Here is an 18608-nt window from a genome sequence, read left to right on the forward strand (position 1 = left end):
GTCCGCCGGGACGGGCAGGCGCTGCTCCCAGAGCAGGCGCAGCGCCTCGGGCGGCAGCTGGCCGAGGCCGATGAAGCGCGCCCCGCCCGGATAGGCGCCGGCCGAGACCAGCTCCAGCCGCGCCGGCGGCGCCGCGGCGAACTGCGCCAGGCAGCGGGCCAGGATCAGCTGGTCGTAGCTGTCATGCTCGAACCACAGCACGATTCGCGCGCCGGAGGCGCTGGCGGCCTGCAGCCCCGCCTCCTCCCGCCGCCGCCGCTGCAGCGCCGCCGCCGCGTCGAAGCCCAGCGCCGCGCCATAGGAGTCGGCGAGGAAGCTGGCGCGGTGTTCCAGCCAGTCCGGTGCCTCCAGCACCGGGCCCTGGCAGAGCGGGTCGGCATATTCCAGGAAGTCTCCAACGAAGCCGGCTTCGCGCAGCGTGGGCGCGATGTCGGAGCCGCAGCGCAGATGCCGGGTCGGCATCTCGCCATCCGGCGCCGGGCCGCCCTGGCGGATGCGCGCGGCGCTGCGCGCGCTCTCGGCGACATGCGCCACCAGGCGCGGCCAGCTGGGCAGGCCGAGCTCGCGGGCGATGACCAGCTGCGCCTCGCCCAGCCGGGCCAGGGCGCCGGGTGGCAGGGTGGCGGCGCGCGGATGGTGGCGGCGGAAGCGGGCCAGCGCCCCGGCCTCCCCGGCGCGCAGCGCGCGCAGCAATTCCTTGGCGCGCTTGCGCTGCTGGTCGAGATGGATGCGGAATGGCGAGGCGGCCGGCGCCGGGCGATCGGACATGAGGACCCCTTCCTCCTGCCTGTGTCCGCCGCTCAGGCCGGAAAGGGTGCGAAGGGCATCCGAACCGAAGCTGGAGGTGCGTGGGCGCAGCCCTTCCCGCGGACCGGGAGGCTCCGACCGAGCCCATGGGGCAAGGCTTATCCAGCCGGGCGGCGGGCGGTCAAGCGGGGAAGCGGCGGCGCGGCGTGCGATACCCGCATGGCCGTCTGCCGCAAGGCTGGGCGGTTGCGCATGGACGGATGGCGCGGCCGCGGCTAGATTGCCCAAATCATGAGCATCGCCCCCACCACCCCCCCGGCCACCACGGCGGATGACGTGCCGCGGCTGCGGCCGATCATGGTCGGGCCGATCCGCATCGATGCGCCGGTGATCCTGGCGCCGATGTCCGGCGTCACCGACCTGCCCTTCCGCCGCCTCTGCCGCGAGCTGCAGGCCCCCATGGTGGTCAGCGAGATGATCGCCAGCCAGGCCATGGTGCGGGAGAACCGGCAGACGCTGAAGATGGCCGAGGTGGACGGCTTCGGCGGCCCGACCAGCGTGCAGCTGGCCGGCTGCGACCCGGCGGTGATGGCCGAGGCGGCGAAGCTGGCGGTGGACCATGGCGCGGCCATCGTCGACATCAATTTCGGCTGCCCGGTGAAGAAGGTGGCGCTGGGCCAGCAGGCCGGCAGCGCGCTGATGCGCGACGAGATCGGCGCCGCCCGCATCCTGGAGGCGGTGGTCAAGGCCGTCTCCACCCCGGTGACGCTGAAGATGCGCATGGGCTGGGACCACAACAGCCTGAACGCGCCGCGGCTCGCCAAGATCGCCGAGGAGAGCGGCATCAAGCTCGTCACGGTGCATGGCCGCACAAGGCAGATGTTCTACACCGGCACCGCCGACTGGGCCTTCGTGGCCAATGTGAAGCAGGCGGTGGGGCTGCCGGTGATCGTCAATGGCGACATCCTGACGCCGCAGCACGCGGCCGAGGCGCTGCGCCAGTCGGGCGCCGATGGCGTGATGATCGGCCGTGGCTGCTATGGCCGCCCCTGGCTGCTGGCCCGAATCGCCACCTACCTGACCACCGGCGAGGACCTGCCGGAGCCCGACCTGGCGACACAATACGACATCCTGCGCCGGCACTACCACGCCATGCTGGAGCATCACGGCCCGCATCCGGGCGTGCGGCTCGCCCGCAAGCACCTCGCCTGGTACTCCAAGGGCCTGCCCGGCTCGGCCGAGTTCCGCGTCGCGGTGAACCGGGCGGAGACGCCGGAGGCGGCGCTGGCCCTGCTGCACGAATTCTACGCCCCGCTGATCGAGCAGGGGGTGGAGGCGGTGCGCGACGTCTATCGGGAGGAGGGCCGCGAGGCGGCCGGGCGCGATGCCGCCGAGGCGGATTCGCTCGCCGCATGAACAGCCCCGTCGCCTCGCGCCGCCCGGCGCGCCCGCTCGGGGCCACGGTGCCGGTGCCGGACAGCCTGGCGCTGCTGGCCGCCCTGCCGGTGCCCGTGGTGGTGCTGGATGCCGAGAACCGCTTCCGCTTCGCCAACCCGGCGGCCGAGCAGTTCTTCCAGCTCTCCGCCGGCACGCTGGCGCAGATGGGGCTGGCCGACCTGATCCCGGCCGATACGCGGCTTTTCGCCCTGGTGGCGCAGGTGCGCGGGCTGGATGCGCCGGTCTCCGACCACGACCTGACGCTGGAGAGCCCGCGGCTGCACCGCAGCGGCGTCGCCGCCCATGGCGCGCCGCTGCCGGAGCTGCCGGGTGCGGTGGTGCTGTCGCTGCAGGATGGCAGCAAGGCGCAGAAGCTGGACCGCCAGCTGAATTTCCGCGGCGCGGCGCGCGGCGCCTCGGCCATGGCGGCGATGCTGGCCCATGAGGTGAAGAATCCGCTCTCCGGCATCCGCGGCGCTGCGCAGCTGCTGGAGCAATCCGCCAGCGAGGCGGACCGCGAGCTCTGCACCCTGATCCAGGACGAGGCCGACCGCATCCGCAACCTGGTCGAGCGCTTCGAGATGTTCTCCGAGCGTCCGGTGGAGCGCGCCGCGATCAACATCCACGAGGTGCTGGACCATGTCCGGCGCATCGCCGGGCGCGGCTTCGCCAGCCATCTGCGCATCGTCGAGGATTACGACCCCTCGCTGCCGCCGGTCTTCGGCAATCGCGACCTGCTGGTGCAGGTGCTGCTGAACCTGGTGAAGAACGCGGCCGAGGCGGTGGACCCGCTGACCGGTGAGATCCATCTCTCCACCGCCTATCACCACGGGGTGCGCATCGCCATCCCGGGCTCGCAGGAGCGGGTCCACCTGCCGCTGCAGGTCAGCGTGCGCGACAATGGCCCCGGCATCCCGGAGGAGGTGGCCTCCACCCTCTGGGAGCCCTTCGTCACCACCAAGCGGGGCGGGCAGGGGCTTGGCCTCGCGCTCGTGGCCAAGCTGGTCGCCGATATGGGCGCGCTGATCGAATGCGACACGCGCCCGGGGCGGACGGTGTTCCGCCTCTCCCTGCCGATGCCGCCCGCCGAGCTTCCCGTCCCGCGCAAGACACGAGCCGAATGACCGATACCCGCACCATCCTCGTGGCCGATGACGATCGGGCCATCCGCACCGTGCTGTCCCAGGCCCTGGGGCGGGCCGGCTACACGGTGCGCGCCACCTCCTCCGCCGCCACGCTGTGGCGCTGGGTCGAGGAGGGCGCGGGCGATCTGGTGATCACCGATGTGGTCATGCCGGACGAGAACGGGCTGGACCTGGTGCCGCGCATCAAGCGGGTGCGGCCGGAGCTGCGCGTCGTGGTGATGTCGGCGCAATCGACCTTCATGACGGCGGTGAAGGCGGCACAGCGCGGCGCCTTCGAATACCTGCCCAAGCCCTTCGACCTGAAGGAGCTGCTGGCCGTCGTCGCCCGCGCCCTCACCGCGCCCGCCGCGGCGCTGGCCGAGGAGGAGGAGACCGAGGGCGAGCGCCTGCCGCTGGTCGGCCGCAGCGCGGCGATGCAGGAGATCTACCGCACCGTCGCGCGGCTGACGACCACCGACCTCACCGTGATGATCACCGGCGAGAGCGGCACCGGCAAGGAGCTGGTGGCGCGCGCCCTGCACGATTACGGCCGCCGCCGCACCGGCCCGTTTGTCGCCATCAACATGGCCGCCATCCCGCGCGAGCTGATCGAGAGCGAGCTGTTCGGGCATGAGCGCGGCGCCTTCACCGGCGCGCTGGCGCGCGGCGTCGGCCGCTTCGAGCAGGCCGCCGGCGGCACGCTGTTCCTCGACGAGATCGGCGACATGCCGCCCGAGGCGCAGACCCGCCTGCTGCGCGTGCTGCAGGAGGGGGAGTTCACCACCGTCGGCGGCCGCAACCCGATCAAGGCCAATGTGCGCATCGTCGCGGCCACGCATCGCGACCTGCGCCAGGCGATCCGCGGCGGCATGTTCCGCGAGGACCTGTTCTACCGGCTGAACGTGGTGCCGATCCGCCTGCCGCCGCTGCGCGAGCGGGCCGAGGATATCGCGCTGCTGGCGCGCCACTTCCTCGACCGCGCCAAGGCCGCCGGCCTGCCGGCCAAGCAGCTGGACCAGAGCGCGGTGGAGCGGCTGCGCCAGCACCCCTGGCCGGGCAATGCGCGCGAGCTCGAGAACCTGATGCGGCGCCTGGCCGCCCTCTACCCGCAGGAGGTGATCGGCGGCGACGCGGTGGCCAATGAGCTGGCCGAGGCCGAGCCGCTGGCCGACCCGGAGACCCGCGTCTCCGAGACGCTGGAGCAGGCGGTGGAGCGGCATCTGTCCAGCTTCGTCGCCGCGCAGAAGGACGGGCTGCCGGTGCGCGACCTGTATGAGCGGGTGCTGGCCGAGGTGGAGCGGCCGCTGCTGCGCCTGGCGCTGGCGGCGACGCGGGGCAACCAGATCAAGGCCGCGGCCATGCTCGGGCTGAACCGCAACACGCTGCGCAAGAAGATCCGCGAGCTCGACCTGCCGGTGGTGCGCGGGCTGTCGTGAAGCTCCCGATGATCCGGGGCGGGTCCGGCGGCGGCGAGGGCCGACCCTCGCTGGCGCGGCGGCTGCTCGACATGCTGCTGGGCCGCTTCGTCACCCTGGCGCTGGCGGTCGGCGCCCTGCTGATGGGCATCGGCACCTTCACCTTGCTCTCCGGCGGCAGCCCCTTCGGTCCGACCAAGCCGGGGCAGGTGGTGGCCATCGTGCTGGTCAACGCCACCTTCCTGCTGCTGCTGCTGGTCTCGCTCACCGCCCGGCTGGTGCGCATGTGGGCGGAGCGCCGGCGCGGCTCGGCGGGATCGCGGCTGCATGTGCGGCTGGTGATGCTGTTCAGCGTCGTCGCCGTGGTGCCGGCGCTGCTGGTCGCGGTCTTCGCCGCGGTGTTCTTCAACCTGGGCATCCAGGCCTGGTTCAGCGACCGGGTGCGCGACACGCTGGAGGCCAGCCTCGTCGCCTCCCGCGCCTATCTGGAGGAGCACCGCAACACCATCCGCGCCGATGCGCTGGCCATGGCGGCCGATCTGAACCGCGCCGGGCGGCTGCTGGACGAAAACCAGTACGCCTTCGCCCGCATTCTCGCGACGCACACCGCGCTGCGCGGCCTGACCGAATCCATCGTCTTCGAGCCGGTGCTGAACCGCGTCGTCAGCCATGCCGGGCTGACCACCACCACCGTGCTGGAGCCGCTGCCGGCCTGGGCCACCGAGCTCGCCCGCAATGGCGAGGTCGCGGTGCTGCCGGGCGAGAGCGAGGAGGGCCGCGTGCGCGCCCTCGTCGAGCTGGATATCGGCCAGGGGCTGATGCTGCTGATCGGCCGGCCGCTGGATCCCGGCGTGCTGGAGCATATGCGGCGCACCGAGCTGTCCTTCCAGCAATACGACCAGCTGGACCGCAACCGCTCCGGCCTGCAGATCACCTTCGCGCTGATCTTCGCCATCGCCGCGCTGCTGGTGCTGATGGCCGCCGTGCTGATCGGCCTGGTGATCGCCAACCAGATCGCGCGGCCCCTGTCGCGGCTGATCGTGGCGGCCGAGCGGGTGCGCAGCGGCGATTTGACCGTGCGCGTCTCCGAGGGCGGGTCGGATGATGAGGTCGGCACGCTCAGCCGCGCCTTCAACCGCATGACCAACCAGCTCGCCGCCCAGCGCAGCGAGCTGATGGAGGCCTATCGCCAGATCGACGAGCGCCGCCGCTTCACCGAGACGGTGCTCTCCGGCGTCTCGGCCGGCGTGCTCGGCCTCGATTCCGAGGGGCGCATCAACCTGCCCAACCGCCGCGCCAGCGAGCTGCTGGGCCTCGACCTCGACGAGGTGCTGGGCCAGAAACTCGAGGAGGTGGCGCCCGAATTCGCGCCGCTCCTGGCCCAGGCGCTGAGCCAGCCCGAGCGCACCCGCACCGCCGAGATCCGCATCGGCCCCGCCAGCGAGCGCCGCACCCTGCTGGCGCAGATCGGCGCCGAGGCGCAGCAGGGCCGCGTCACCGGCTTCGTCGTCACCTTCGACGACATCACCGAGCTGCTCTCCGCCCAGCGCAAGGCCGCCTGGGCCGATGTGGCGCGGCGCATCGCGCATGAGATCAAGAACCCGCTGACGCCGATCCAGCTCTCGGCCGAGCGGCTGAAGCGGCGCTACCTGAAGCAGATCACCAACGATCCCGAGACCTTCGTCGCCTGCACCGACACCATCGTCCGCCAGGTCGGCGATATCGGCCGCATGGTCGACGAGTTCTCGGCCTTCGCCCGCATGCCGCAGCCGGTGATGCGGCCCGAGCCGATCGACCAGGTGGTGCGGGAGGCGCTGGTGCTGCAGCAGAACGCGCACCACGCCATCGCCTACGAAACCCGCATCCCCGACGGCCTGCCAAGGCTGCGCTGCGACCGGCGGCTGATCGGCCAGGCGCTGACCAATTTGCTGGCCAATGCAGCCGATGCGGTCGCCATGCGCGTCCAGGCCGAGGCGGAGCAGGGCACCGAGCCGGAGCCGGGCCGCATCCTGCTCTCGGTCGAGCCGGGCGAGGAATGGGTCACCCTGGCGGTCGAGGACAATGGCATCGGCCTGCCGCAGGGCGAGGAACGGGAGCGGATCACAGAACCGTATGTGACTCATAAGCCAAAAGGGACCGGCCTCGGTCTTGCCATCGTGAAGAAGATCATGGAGGACCATGGTGGCAGGCTGCTGCTGACCGAGAGGGAAGCGGCGGAAGGCGGCCCGTTGCCGGGCACGCGCGCGGCACTGATCCTGCCGCGCCGCAGCACGGCAGAGGATGCCGGTGCGGAACTGGCGGCGAAGAATACGGAGATGCAGCAGCATGGCGCATGATATCCTGATCGTCGACGACGAGCCGGACATCCGCGCGCTGATCGAGGGTATCCTCTCGGACGAGGGGTATGACACGCGGGTCGCGCAGAATTCGGACACCGCGCTCGCCGCCTTCCGCGCCCGCCGGCCGAACCTCGTCATCCTCGACATCTGGCTGCAGAATTCCCGCCTCGACGGGCTCGGCATCCTGGAGGCGATGCAGCGCGACGACCCGTCCGTGCCGGTGGTGATGATCTCCGGCCACGGCACGATCGAGACCGCGGTGCAGGCGATCCAGCAGGGCGCCTATGACTTCATCGAGAAGCCGTTCAAGTCCGACCGGCTGCTGCTGATCGCCGAGCGCGCGCTGGAGGCTGCCCGCCTCAAGCGCGAGGTCAGCGAGCTGAAGCTGCGCGCGGGAGCGGAGACCGAGCTGCTCGGCACCTCCTCGCTGGTGGCGCAGCTGCGCGCCGCGATCGAGCGCGTGGCGCCGACCGGCAGCCGCGTGCTGATCTCCGGTCCGGCCGGTGCCGGCAAGGAGGTGGCGGCACGCATGATCCATGCCCGCTCCCGCCGCGCCGGCGAGCCCTTCGTCGCGCTGAACTGCGCCACGCTCAACCCGGGCCGCTTCGAGGAGGAGCTGTTCGGTGTCGAGGCCGGCACCGATGCCCAGGCGGCGCCGCGCCGCGCCGGCGTGCTGGAGCGCGCCCATGGCGGCACGCTGCTGCTGGACGAAGTGGCGGACATGCCGCTGGAGACCCAGGGCAAGATCGTCCGCGCGCTGCAGGAGCAGGGTTTCGAGCGGGTCGGCGGTGCCACGCGGGTGAAGGTGGATGTGCGTGTCATCGCCACCACCAACCGCGACCTCTCGGCCGAGATCGCCGCCGGGCGCTTCCGCGAGGATCTGTTCTATCGCCTGGCCGTTGTGCCGCTGCGTGTGCCCTCGCTGCGCGAGCGGCGGGAGGATGTGCCGGTGCTGGCGCGGCACTTCATGGCCCGCTCGGCCGACACCTCCGGCGTGCCGGCGCGCGAGCTGTCCGAGGATGTGCTGGCCGCGATGCAGGCCTATGACTGGCCTGGCAATGTGCGCCAGCTGCGCAACCTGGTGGACTGGCTGCTGATCATGGCGCCGGGCGGGGCGGGGGAGGCGATCCGCCCCGAGATGCTGCCGCCCGAGGTGGGCTCCGCCGCGCCGGCCGCCCTGAAGCTCGACCGCTCCAGCGAGATCATGACCCTGCCGCTGCGCGAGGCGCGCGAGCTGTTCGAGCGGCAGTATCTGGAGGCGCAGCTGCTGCGCTTCGGCGGCAATATCAGCCGCACGGCGAATTTCGTCGGCATGGAGCGCAGCGCGCTGCACCGGAAGCTGAAGTTCCTGGGCGTGCAGGCCGAGGACAGGGCAGGGTCGGCATAAGCGTTCTTTTTTGAAAAAAAGAACTTTTTTTCAGTTTGGCGTCCCGCCTCAGGCCATCAGCGGGACGCCAACTGACAAAGTCTTTTTGCTTCTTTTTCTTCAGAAAAAGAAGATTCGCTTTGCTTCGCCTGATGTCTTCTTTGCGCAAAACGCATCCCGCCCCCCATTGCTGTCCTTCCGCATCGGCGCGAAGCTGCGCGCCCTGATTGGACCAACAGCAAAAGAGACCAGGGCATGTCCCGCATCGCCTATGTGAATGGCCGCTACGTCCCGCAGCGCGAGGCCAGCGTGAATGTCGAGGATCGCGGCTATCAGTTCGGCGATGGCATCTATGAAGTGGTGCATCTCTACAATGGCCGCTTCATCGACGAGGACCGGCATCTGGACCGGCTGGAGCGTTCGCTGCGCGAGATCCGCCTGCCCATGCCGCTGACGCGCCAGGCGCTGTCGCATGTGCTGCAGGAGGTGGCGCGCCGCAACCGGGTGACCGAGGGGCTGCTCTACATGCAGGTGACGCGCGGCGTGGCGCGGCGCGACCACCCGTTCCCGGCCAAGCCCGTGCCGCCGGCGCTGGTCATCACCGTCAAGCGCATCGCGCCCTATCCGGCCAGCATCGACAACTGGGGCGGCACCGCCATCACCCTGCCGGACCTCCGCTGGGCGCGGCGCGACATCAAGAGCGTGAACCTGCTGCCCAATGTCCTGGCCCGCCAAGCGGCGCGCGAGCAGGGCGCGATCGAGGCCATCCTGTATGAGGAAGGCAGTGGCATCGTCACCGAGGGCGCGGCCACCAGCTTCTGGATCGTCGATGAGAAGGGCGCCATCCGCACCCGTGGCCTGTCGCACGCCATCCTGCCCGGCTGCACCCGCGGCGCGCTGATCGCCGAGATGCAGCAGGCCGGGCTGACGCTGGACGAGCGCGAATTCACCCTCGACGAGATGAAGAACGCGCGCGAGGCCTTCATCACCTCGGCGACGTCCTTCGTGAAGCCGATCCTGAAGATCGACGGCCGGGATGTGGGCGACGGCAAGCCCGGCCCGGTGACGCGCCAGCTTTTCGAGCTCTTCGCCCGGCATGTGAAGGGCGCGGTGAAGAACGCGGCATGAGCGGCGCCCAGCTGCCGCCGCCCAGCGCCATCCTGTGGGACTGGGACAACACGCTGGTCGATGCCTGGGCCGGCGTGCAGGCGGGCATGAACGCGGCATTGCGTGGCTTCGGCCTGCCGGAATGGAGCGTGGATGAGGTGCGCGCCCGCGCCCGCCTCTCGCTGCGGGAATCCTTCCCGGCGCTGTTCGGTGCCGAGTGGGAGCGGGCGCGCGACCTGTTCTATGCCGAGGTCCGCGCGCGGCACCTGGAACTGATCACCCCGCTGCCTGGTATCGCGCAGGCGCTCGCGGCGGCGGCGCCCTGGAAGCTGGCCGTCGTCTCCAACAAGCAGGGCCCGATCCTGCGGCGGGAGGCGGAGCATCTGGGCTGGGCGCGACATTTCGGCGCGCTGGTCGGCGCCGGCGATGCCAGCGCCGACAAGCCGGCGGCGGCGCCGCTGCTGCTGGCGCTGGAACGGCTCGGCGTGGCGCCGGGGGCAGGGGTCTGGTTCGTGGGCGACACCGGCGTCGACATGCAGGCGGCGCGCGCCGCCGGCTGCAGCGCCGTGCTGCTGGGCGATGCGTCGCATGATGGCGGCATCGCCGCGCTCTCGCCCGATGCGGTCTTCGCGGATGGCCATGCGCTGGCCGCGTGCTTGCACGGCCTTGCCAAGACCCCCCCGCCTGCGTGATCTTGCGGACGAACCGGCGCGCATCCCGCACGCCGGGGCGTTGCCCCGCGTGAGCCGCTGCCGGAACGGTGCGGCCATCGACAAGGTGGCTCGCCAAAAACAAGAAGGACCGAGCCGATGGCCGCCGAGAAGTCCCAGAATGTTCAGGATGTCTTCCTGAACCATGTCCGCAAGAGCAAGACGCCCGTGACGATCTTCCTCGTCAACGGCGTGAAGCTCCAGGGCATCATCACCTGGTTCGACAATTTCTCCGTCCTGCTCCGCCGGGACGGCCACACCCAGCTGGTCTACAAGCACGCCATCAGCACCGTCATGCCGGGCGCGCCGATCATGCTGTTCGATGCCGCCGCCGCCGGCGCCGGCGCCGCCCAGGGCAGCAGCCCGGCCGGCACCGTCTCCGTGACGCGCGAGGGCACCATGACACTGCAACGCGAGGTCAATCCTGTCGGCTCTTCCGACTGACAACGGCACCGGCCAGGGCGGCAAGCCCACCCTGGCCGCCGTCATCCTGCCCTATGAGCGGTCCTCGCAGCGCCCGGCGGGCGGCGAGGGCGTTCTGCCATTTCCCGACCCCCGCAATGCCGGCCGCGCCGCCGAGGCCCGCCTGGCCGAGGCGGTGGGGCTTGCCGCCTCGATCGGCCTGACCATCGTGCACAGCGCGGTCTTCCCGCTGCGCAACCGCCGCCCCTCGACCCTGCTGGGCGAGGGCCAGGTGGAGATGGCGGCCGAGGCCATCGAGGAGAACCAGATCGGCGTGGTGGTGGTCGACGCCGCGCTGACGCCGGTGCAGCAGCGCAACCTGGAGCGCCAGTGGCACTGCAAGGTGATCGACCGCACCGGGCTGATCCTGGAGATCTTCGGCGAGCGCGCCCGCACCAAGGAAGGCACGCTGCAGGTCGAGCTGGCGCATCTGGAATACCAGCGCACCCGCCTCGTCCGCAGCTGGACCCATCTGGAGCGGCAGCGCGGCGGTTTCGGCTTCCTCGGCGGCCCCGGTGAATCGCAGATCGAGATCGACCGCCGGCTGATCGGCGAGCGCATCGTCAAGCTGAAGCGCGAGCTGGAGCAGGTGCGCCGCACCCGCGGCCTGCACCGCGCGGCGCGCACCCGCGTGCCCTTCCCGGTGGTGGCGCTGGTGGGCTACACCAATGCCGGCAAGTCGACGCTGTTCAACGCGCTGACCGGCGCCGGCGTCTATGCGCAGGACCAGCTCTTCGCCACGCTCGACCCGACCATGCGGGCGATCCGGCTGCCCAGCGGCCGCACGGTCATCCTGTCGGACACGGTGGGCTTCATCAGCGACCTGCCGACCCAGCTGATCGAGGCCTTCCGCGCCACGCTGGAGGAGGTGGCGGCGGCCGACATCATCCTGCATGTGCGCGACGTGGCGCATCCCGACACCACCGCCCAGCGCAACGACGTCGTCGGCGTGCTGAGCGAGATGGCCAAGGGCGAGCACCCGACGCTGGACGAGAACTGGCCCGCCCGCACCATCGAGGTGCTGAACAAGGCCGATCTGCTCGGCGGCATCGCCGAGGTGCCGGGGCTGGACGATGCCGCCTCGGTCGCCGTGTCGGCGCTGACCGGGGAGGGGCTGGATGCGCTGCGTTCCGCCCTCGATGCCCGGCTGGCCGCCGGCATGGAGATCGCGGATTACGCCCTGCCGCCCAGCGACGGCGCCCGCATCGCCTGGCTGTACCAGCATGGCGAGGTTCTCACCCGCGAGGATGGGGAGGAGGTGGTGCGCCTCACCGTCCGCCTCTCGCCCGCCGACCGCGCCCGCTTCGAGCAAGGCTGACGACACGATGCGCTTCTCCGCAACCCAGGCCGGCGAGATCGCCGGCCTGCTCCGCGACGCCTCGCGCGCCGAGATCCTGCCGCGCTTCCGCCGCCTGGCGGCCGGCGCCATCCGCGCCAAATCCAACCCGATGGATCTGGTGACCGATGCCGATGAGGCGGCGGAGCGACAGATCACCGCCGCCCTGCAGGCCCGCTTCCCCGGCTGCGTGGTGGTGGGCGAGGAAGCCTGCGCCGCCGATGAAAGCCTGCTCGGCAAGCTGGCGGGGGCAGATCTCGCCTTCGTCGTCGATCCGGTGGACGGCACCGCCAATTTCGCCGCCGGCGTGCCGCTCTTCGGCTGCATGGCGGCCGCGGTGGTGAAGGGCGAGGTGGTCGCCGGCTGGATCCACGATCCGCTGGGCGACGACACCGCCATCGCACTGCGCGGGGAGGGCGCCTGGATCGAGGCGCCGGACGGCAGCCGCACCGATCTGCGCGTCGCCGCACCGGCGCCGCTGGAGCGCATGGTCGCCGCCGTCTCCTGGACCTGGATGGCGGAGCCGCTGCGCTCCCGCGTCACCGCGCGCCTGTCGCGGCTGTCCAGCGGCGTGCAGTTCCGCTGCGCGGCGCATGAATACCGTCTGGTCGCCTCGGGCGGCGCCCATGTCGTCATCTACAACAAGCTGATGCCCTGGGACCACCTGCCGGGCTGGCTGCTGCACCGCGAGGCCGGCGGCTATAGCGCCCGCTTCGACGGCAGCGAATACCGCCCCGAGCACACCGGCGGCGGGCTGCTGGCGGCGCCGGACCGGGAGAGCTGGGAAGTCGCGCGGGCGGCGCTGCTCGACTGAAAAGAAAAAAGGCCGGGGGAAGGAATTCCCCCGGACCCCCATCTTTTTTCTCTCCGGGCCGGACGCCGATGGCGTCCGGCTCAACCTTTTTCGGCCCGCTTCACCTGCTGCCACTCGGCTTCCATGCGGTCGAGGCCGGCATCGGACAGCGACACGCCTTCCGCCGCCAAGCGGCCTTCCACGGCGTTGAAGCGGCGCTCGAACTTGGCATTGGCGGCCCGCAGGCAATCCTCCGGGTCCAGCTCCAGCTTGCGCGCCAGATTGGCCATGACGAACAGCATGTCGCCCAGTTCCTCGGCCATCGCGGCGCGGTCGCCGCTCGCCAGCTCGGCGCGCAGCTCCTCCGTCTCCTCGGCCAGCTTGTCCAGCACCAGCGCGGCATCCGGCCAGTCGAAGCCGACCCGCGCGGCGCGGCGCGTCAGCTTCAGGGCGCGGGTCAGAGCGGGCAGGGCGGTCGGCAGCCCGGCCAGCGTGCCGGTCTCGGCCCGCGCCGCACGCTCGGCCTGCTTCTGCACCTCCCAGGCCTCGGTCTGGGCCGCCGCGTCGCGCGCCGCGGCCTCGCCGAAGACATGCGGATGCCGGCGGATCATCTTGTCCGAGATGCCGCGCGCGACCCGGGCGAAGTCGAAGGCGCCGGTCTCGCTGGCCATCTGCGCGTGATAGACCACCTGGAACAGCAGGTCGCCCAGCTCATCCTCCAGCGCCTTCATGTCGGCCCGCTGGATGGCATCCGCCACCTCATAGGCTTCCTCGATGGTGTAGGGCGCGATGGAGGCGAAATCCTGCACTTGGTCCCAGGGGCAGCCATCCGGCGCCCGCAGCCGGGCCATGATGGCCAGCAGGCGGGCCAGCTCCTGCGCGGGATCCTGGGCGGGCTGGTCCATGGCCGAACTCCTCGAGGGCATGATGACTGGCAGGGGTATCGCCGATCAGCCGGGGCCAGGCGACCGGCGGAAAACCGGGGCCTGATCCGCGGTGCGGCGGAGCCGGAAGAGGGCTCCGTCAGGGTGTCGCCAAAAGGCGCATAAGGAAGATTATGTAAAATATCTAGGCGATCTGATGCAGGATCAGGCCGTCATGGGCGGCCTCCACCCCCGGCGGCAGGTTCCGCTGCATCCAGCCCCAATCGAGGTCATGGCCCATATGGGTCAGCACCACCCGCCTGGGCCGCAGCCGCTCGCGCCATTCCAGCACGCGCTCCACATGGGCGTGCACCGAATGCGGCTGGCGCTGGAAGCAGCCCACCACCCAGGTCTCCACACCCTCCAGCGCCGCCAGGCTCTCCTCCGGCAGGTTCACCACATCGGTCGAATACGCGAACCGGCCGATGCGCAGGCCCAGCGTCTCCATCACCTTGTGGTCCTGGCGGAACAGCTGCACCGGCAGCCCGGCGGGTTCGATGCGGTCCTGCATCCCCACCGCGATCGGCGTCAGCGCCGGCCGGTAGAAGACCGGCGGCGTCGGTTCGCGGAAGATGTAGTCGAAGCGCCGCTTCAGCTCCGCCAGCGTCTCCGGCGTGGCATAGACCGGGATGGCGGCGCCGAGCGCGCGGTTCAGCGGCCGGAACTCGTCCAGCCCCATGATGTGGTCGGCATGGCCATGGGTGACCAGCAGCGCATCCACCCGGCCGATCCGGTTGGCAAGCAACTGCCGCCGCAGATCCGGCCCGGCATCCACCAGTAGCCGCCGGCCATCCCCATCCTCGATCAGGATCGAGGAGCGCGTCCGCGCATTGCGCGGCTCCGCCGGGTCGCAGGCGCCCCAATCGCCGGCGGCATCGGCCCCGCCCAGCATCGGCACCCCGGCCGAGCCACCGCAGCCCAGGATGGTAACTTTCAAATCCAACGGGTTACGCGGCCTTGCTGAACAGGCGCAGGAAGTTATGCGTGGTGGTTTCGGCCAGCTCTTCCGGGCTCATGCCCTTCACCTCGGCCAGCACGCGCGCCGTGTGCGGCACATAGGAAGGTTCGTTGCGCTTGCCGCGGAACGGCGCCGGAGCCAGATACGGCGCATCCGTCTCCACCAGCAGCCGCTCCGCCGGCACATCGCGGGCGATGTCGCGGATCTCCTGGGATTTCGGGAAGGTCAGGATGCCCGAGAAGGAGACATATCCTCCCATTTCAAGAGCTTCCTCGGCGAGCTTGCGGCCGGAGCTGAAGCAGTGCAGCAGGAAGGGGAAGTCGCCGCCCCCTGCCCGCTCCTCCTTCAGGATGCCGGCGATGTCGGCATCGGCGTCGCGCGCATGGATCACCAGCGGCAGTTGGGTCTGCTGCGCGGCGCGGATGTGCCGGCGGAAGCCCTCCTGCTGCACCTCGCGCGGGGCCTTGTCGTAGAAGTAGTCCAGCCCGCTCTCGCCAATGCCGATGATGCGCGGATGCTGCGTGGCGGCGGTGATCTCGGCCACCTCCGGCAGCGGCGCCTCGCCGACATTCTGCGGATGCACGCCGACCGTGCCCCAGACCTGCGGGAAACGCTCGGCCAGCGCCACCACGGCGGCGGATTGGCTCATCCGCACGCCGATGGTGACCATGCGGCCCACCCCGGCCGCGGCGGCGCGGGCCAGGATGTCCTCGATCTCGGCTTCGGTGAAGTAGTCGAGATGGCAGTGGCTATCGACCAGCATCAGGCGGGCAGGTCCTGGATCTTCTGGAACAGCGGGCTCGGCGGCGGCAGGGCGATGCCGCCCGGCAGCGCCGTGGCGAGCGCCGCCACGCTGCGCGCCTCCGCCGGCACGCCGAGCTGGTCGAGCAGCTTGGCCATGCTCTCCGGCATGAAGGGCTCCAGCAGGGTCGCGAAGGCGCGCAGCGCATCATGCAGCCGCCGCAGCACCACGCGCATGCGGGCCAGATCGGTCTTCTTCAGCGCCCAGGGCTGCTCGCGGGTGATGTAGCCATTGGCCTCGCGGATCGAGGCGAAGACCAGCGACAGGGCGGCGTCAAACTTCTGCTCGTTCAGCAGGGCGTCGACCTTGGCGGCCAGGGCCAGCGTGCCGTCGGCGCCGATCTCCAGCCCGGTCTCCGCCAGGAAGGCGCGGTCGGCCTCGGCCTCGGTGCCGGCGGGCTCGGGCAGCACGCCCTCGCAATTGCGCTGGATCAGGCTGAGTGTGCGGTTCGCCAGATTGCCCAGCGCATCCGCCAGCTCGCCATTCAGCCGCGCCGCCAGCGCCTTGCGCTGGAAATCGCCATCGCTGCCGAAGGGCACCTCGCGCAGCAGGAAATAGCGCACCGGGTCCAGCCCGAACTCCTCGATCAGCGCCAGCGGGTCGATGACGTTGCCGAGCGACTTCGAGATCTTCTGCCCCTCATTGGTCCACCAGCCATGCGCGAAGACGCGCCGCGGCGTCGGCAGGCCGGCGGCCATCAGGAAGGCCGGCCAGTAGATCGCGTGGAACCGCAGGATGTCCTTGCCGACGAAATGCACATCGGCCGGCCAGAAGGACCAGTTTGCCGCAGATTCATCGGGATAGCCGAGCGCGGTGATGTAGTTCGTCAGCGCATCCAGCCAGACATACATCACATGCGCTTCGTCGCCCGGTACCTTCACACCCCACTTGAAGGAGGTGCGCGAGATGGACAGGTCGGTCAGCCCGCTCTTGACGAAGCTGATCACCTCGTTGCGGCGCGACGCCGGCGCGATGAAGTCCGGATTGGCCTCATAGAATTCCAGCAGCTTCTCCTGCCAGTTGGACAGGCGGAAGAAGTAGGAAGGCTCCCTCACCCACTCCACCGGCGCGCCGGTGGGGGCGAATTTCTGGCCATCCTTCTCGGTGATCTCGTCGGGGCCGTAGAAGGCCTCGTCGCGCACCGCGTACCAGCCCTCGTAATGGCCGAGATGGATCTCGCCGCGTTCCTCCAGCCGCTTCCACAGCGCGGCGCAGGCCAGCTTGTGGCGCTCCTCGGTGGTGCGGATGAAATCATCGTTCGAGTAGTTCATGCGGACCGCGAGGTCGCGGAAGGCCTGGCTCACTTGGTCGGTGAAATCCTGCGGCGCCATGCCGCGCGCCTCGGCGGCCTTCTCCACCTTCTGCCCGTGCTCGTCGGTGCCGGTCAGGAAATGGACCTGGTGGCCCATCATGCGCTTCCAGCGCGCCAGCACATCCGCCGCCAGCGAGGTGTAGGCGTGGCCGATATGCGGCTTGTCGTTCACATAGTAGATGGGCGTCGTCAGGTAGAAGCGCCGCTCGCTCGTCATGCTCTTGGTCCTCAGCGCGAGGCCAGCTGCGAGAGACCGCTCAGCACCGCCTGCTTGCGGTCGAGATTCAGGGTTTCGGTCTCATCGGCCAGGCGGCCCAGGGTGTCCCACAGCACCGCCCAATCGGCAAGCGGGCGGGTGTGAATGTAGTCGGGCACGTTCTGCCCGCGCCCGGCGGCCCGGATGGCCAGGCCGAGCTCCTGCCGCAGCAGCTCGATGAAGGTGGTGAAGGCGCTGCCATCGCGCTTCGCCGCCAGCGTGTCGCCCAGCGCGTGCAGGGCGCGCGGGTCGGGGCGCGGCAGGGTCGAGAGGAACTCCTCCACCTGCTGCTGCAGGGCAAGGCCATCGCCCTCGGCCAATTGCAGCGCGCGGCCCGGCGCGCCGCCGGCGATGCGGGCCAGCACGCCGCGCTGCCCGGCCGAGAGCTCCGGCAGCCAGCGGGCCAGCAGCCTGTCCATCTCCGCCTCCGGCAGCGGGAAGAGATCGACGCGGCGGCAGCGGCTGCGGATGGTGGGCAGCAGCCGGTCCGGCGCCGCGCTGGTCAGCAGCAGCAGGGCGCGCGCCGGCGGCTCCTCCAGCGTCTTCAGCAAGGCGTTCTGCGCCTCGGCGTTCATCGCCTCGACCTGCTCGACCACGACGATGCGCCAGCCGCCCTCGGCCGCGGTCAGGCCGAGGAAACGCGGCACCTGCCGCACCTCGTCGACGCGGATGATCAGCTTGACGCCGCGCTCCCCGGCATTCGGCGCCAGGCTGCGCAGATCGGCATGCGCGCCGGCGGCGACGCGGCGGAACACCTGATCCTCGGGCGGCAGATAGAGCGGCGGATGCGTCTCCGGCCGGCCGGCCAGCAGCCAGCGGGCGAAGCGGTAGGCCAGCGTCGCCTTGCCGACGCCGCGCGGTCCGGCCAGCAGCCAGGCATGATGCAGCCGGCCGGCGCCGGCGGCCTCGGCCAGGGCGGCGGCGGCGTGCTCATGGCCGAACAGCTCCGGATTGGCGCGGGCCTCGGGCACCGCCAGGCTGGCGCTCACAGCGCCACCCCCAGCCGCTGCCGCAGCGCCGCCACGGCCTGGTCCAGCACCGAATCGGGCGGCAGGGCGGCGTCCAGCAGGGCGCAGCGCTGCGGCTCAGCCTCGGCGATGCTGCGGAAGGCGGCATTGACCCGGGCGTGGAAGGCGCTGCCCAGGCTCTCGATGCGGTCCGGCGCGGCGCCGCGCGACAGGGCCCGCGCCATGCCGCGCTCCGGCGGCAGGTCGAGCACCAGCGTCGCATCCGGCGCCACCTCGCCCAAAGCCACCTGCTTCAGCTGGCGCCAGATCGCGGCGTCCAGCCCATGGCCGTGGCATTGATAGGCCAGGGTGGAATCGGCGAAGCGGTCGCACACCACCCAGATGCCGGCCGCGAGCGCCGGCCGGATGGTCTTCACCCAGTGCTCGCGCCGCGCGGCGAACATCAGCATCGCCTCGGCCACCGGGTCCCAGGCGACGCCGCCCGAAAGCAGCAGGCCGCGCAGCGCCTCCGCCCCCGGTGCGCCGCCCGGCTCGCGGGTGCGCAGCACCGGCA

General features: G+C 70.9%; 17 protein-coding genes. 10 read left to right on the forward strand and 7 right to left on the reverse strand.

The window, feature by feature from the left end:
- On the reverse strand, window positions 1-768 hold a 768-nt coding region (locus HMPREF0731_RS01550), incomplete at its 3' end, for a DUF1835 domain-containing protein (RefSeq protein ID WP_007002230.1).
- A gap of 270 nt (window positions 769-1038) precedes the next feature.
- On the opposite strand from HMPREF0731_RS01550, the gene dusB reads away from it, so the two are divergent.
- The 10 genes from dusB to HMPREF0731_RS01600 all read left to right on the forward strand — a co-directional run bounded on the left by dusB (window position 1039) and on the right by HMPREF0731_RS01600 (window position 12857).
- Complete coding sequence (gene dusB, locus HMPREF0731_RS01555) at window positions 1039-2163, forward strand: tRNA dihydrouridine synthase DusB (RefSeq protein ID WP_007002231.1); 1125 nt, start codon at window positions 1039-1041, stop codon at window positions 2161-2163.
- Entirely contained in the window at window positions 2160-3308 is a 1149-nt protein-coding gene (locus HMPREF0731_RS01560; RefSeq protein WP_007002232.1) for a two-component system sensor histidine kinase NtrB, read from the forward strand. Before dusB ends, HMPREF0731_RS01560 begins: the two co-directional genes overlap by 4 nt.
- Window positions 3305-4744, forward strand: a complete 1440-nt coding sequence (ntrC, locus tag HMPREF0731_RS01565) for a nitrogen regulation protein NR(I) (RefSeq protein ID WP_007002233.1) — start codon at window positions 3305-3307, stop codon at window positions 4742-4744. The genes HMPREF0731_RS01560 and ntrC overlap by 4 nt, the downstream gene beginning before the upstream one ends.
- Window positions 4745-4752: 8 nt before the next feature.
- Window positions 4753-7059 carry a sensor histidine kinase NtrY-like gene (locus tag HMPREF0731_RS01570; protein WP_007002234.1) on the forward strand — a complete coding sequence of 769 codons (2307 nt, stop codon included), beginning with the start codon at window positions 4753-4755 and terminating at the stop codon, window positions 7057-7059.
- Complete coding sequence (ntrX, locus tag HMPREF0731_RS01575) at window positions 7049-8449, forward strand: nitrogen assimilation response regulator NtrX (protein ID WP_007002235.1); 1401 nt, start codon at window positions 7049-7051, stop codon at window positions 8447-8449. Before HMPREF0731_RS01570 ends, ntrX begins: the two co-directional genes overlap by 11 nt.
- Window positions 8450-8683: 234 nt before the next feature.
- The gene (locus tag HMPREF0731_RS01580) at window positions 8684-9556 is read left to right on the forward strand and encodes a D-amino-acid transaminase (protein ID WP_007002237.1); all 873 of its coding nucleotides are present in this window, start codon (window positions 8684-8686) and stop codon (window positions 9554-9556) included.
- Window positions 9553-10227, forward strand: a complete 675-nt coding sequence (locus tag HMPREF0731_RS01585; protein ID WP_007002238.1) for an HAD family hydrolase — start codon at window positions 9553-9555, stop codon at window positions 10225-10227. The genes HMPREF0731_RS01580 and HMPREF0731_RS01585 overlap by 4 nt, the downstream gene beginning before the upstream one ends.
- Before the next feature lie 117 nt (window positions 10228-10344).
- On the forward strand, window positions 10345-10689 hold the full coding sequence (gene hfq, locus HMPREF0731_RS01590) for an RNA chaperone Hfq (RefSeq protein ID WP_007002239.1): 345 nt from the start codon (window positions 10345-10347) through the stop codon (window positions 10687-10689).
- Window positions 10670-12025 carry a GTPase HflX gene (hflX, locus tag HMPREF0731_RS01595; RefSeq protein ID WP_051014647.1) on the forward strand — a complete coding sequence of 452 codons (1356 nt, stop codon included), beginning with the start codon at window positions 10670-10672 and terminating at the stop codon, window positions 12023-12025. Before hfq ends, hflX begins: the two co-directional genes overlap by 20 nt.
- Before the next feature lie 7 nt (window positions 12026-12032).
- Complete coding sequence (locus HMPREF0731_RS01600) at window positions 12033-12857, forward strand: inositol monophosphatase family protein (protein WP_007002241.1); 825 nt, start codon at window positions 12033-12035, stop codon at window positions 12855-12857.
- 80 nt (window positions 12858-12937) lie between these two features.
- Here HMPREF0731_RS01600 and mazG read toward each other — a convergent pair whose 3' ends face one another.
- The 6 genes from mazG to tmk form a co-directional block, all read right to left on the reverse strand.
- On the reverse strand, window positions 12938-13741 hold the full coding sequence (mazG, locus tag HMPREF0731_RS01605) for a nucleoside triphosphate pyrophosphohydrolase (RefSeq protein WP_007002242.1): 804 nt from the start codon (window positions 13739-13741) through the stop codon (window positions 12938-12940).
- A gap of 163 nt (window positions 13742-13904) precedes the next feature.
- Window positions 13905-14696: an MBL fold metallo-hydrolase gene (locus HMPREF0731_RS01610; RefSeq protein ID WP_040612148.1), complete on the reverse strand. Its 792-nt coding sequence runs from the start codon at window positions 14694-14696 to the stop codon at window positions 13905-13907.
- A 10-nt stretch (window positions 14697-14706) separates the two neighbouring features.
- A complete protein-coding gene (locus tag HMPREF0731_RS01615) occupies window positions 14707-15480 on the reverse strand; it encodes a TatD family hydrolase (protein WP_007002244.1) in 774 nt (257 codons plus the stop codon).
- Window positions 15480-17048: a methionine--tRNA ligase gene (gene metG / locus HMPREF0731_RS01620; RefSeq protein ID WP_007002245.1), complete on the reverse strand. Its 1569-nt coding sequence runs from the start codon at window positions 17046-17048 to the stop codon at window positions 15480-15482. The genes HMPREF0731_RS01615 and metG overlap by 1 nt, the downstream gene beginning before the upstream one ends.
- 11 nt (window positions 17049-17059) lie before the next feature.
- On the reverse strand, window positions 17060-18076 hold the full coding sequence (locus tag HMPREF0731_RS01625; RefSeq protein ID WP_007002246.1) for a DNA polymerase III subunit delta': 1017 nt from the start codon (window positions 18074-18076) through the stop codon (window positions 17060-17062).
- A partial coding sequence (gene tmk, locus HMPREF0731_RS01630; protein ID WP_007002247.1) for a dTMP kinase occupies window positions 18073-18608 on the reverse strand: 536 nt, incomplete at its 5' end. The genes HMPREF0731_RS01625 and tmk, both read right to left, overlap by 4 nt.

Origin of the sequence: Pseudoroseomonas cervicalis ATCC 49957 (assembly GCF_000164635.1) — a bacterium.
Taxonomy (GTDB): Bacteria; Pseudomonadota; Alphaproteobacteria; order Acetobacterales; family Acetobacteraceae; genus Pseudoroseomonas; species Pseudoroseomonas cervicalis.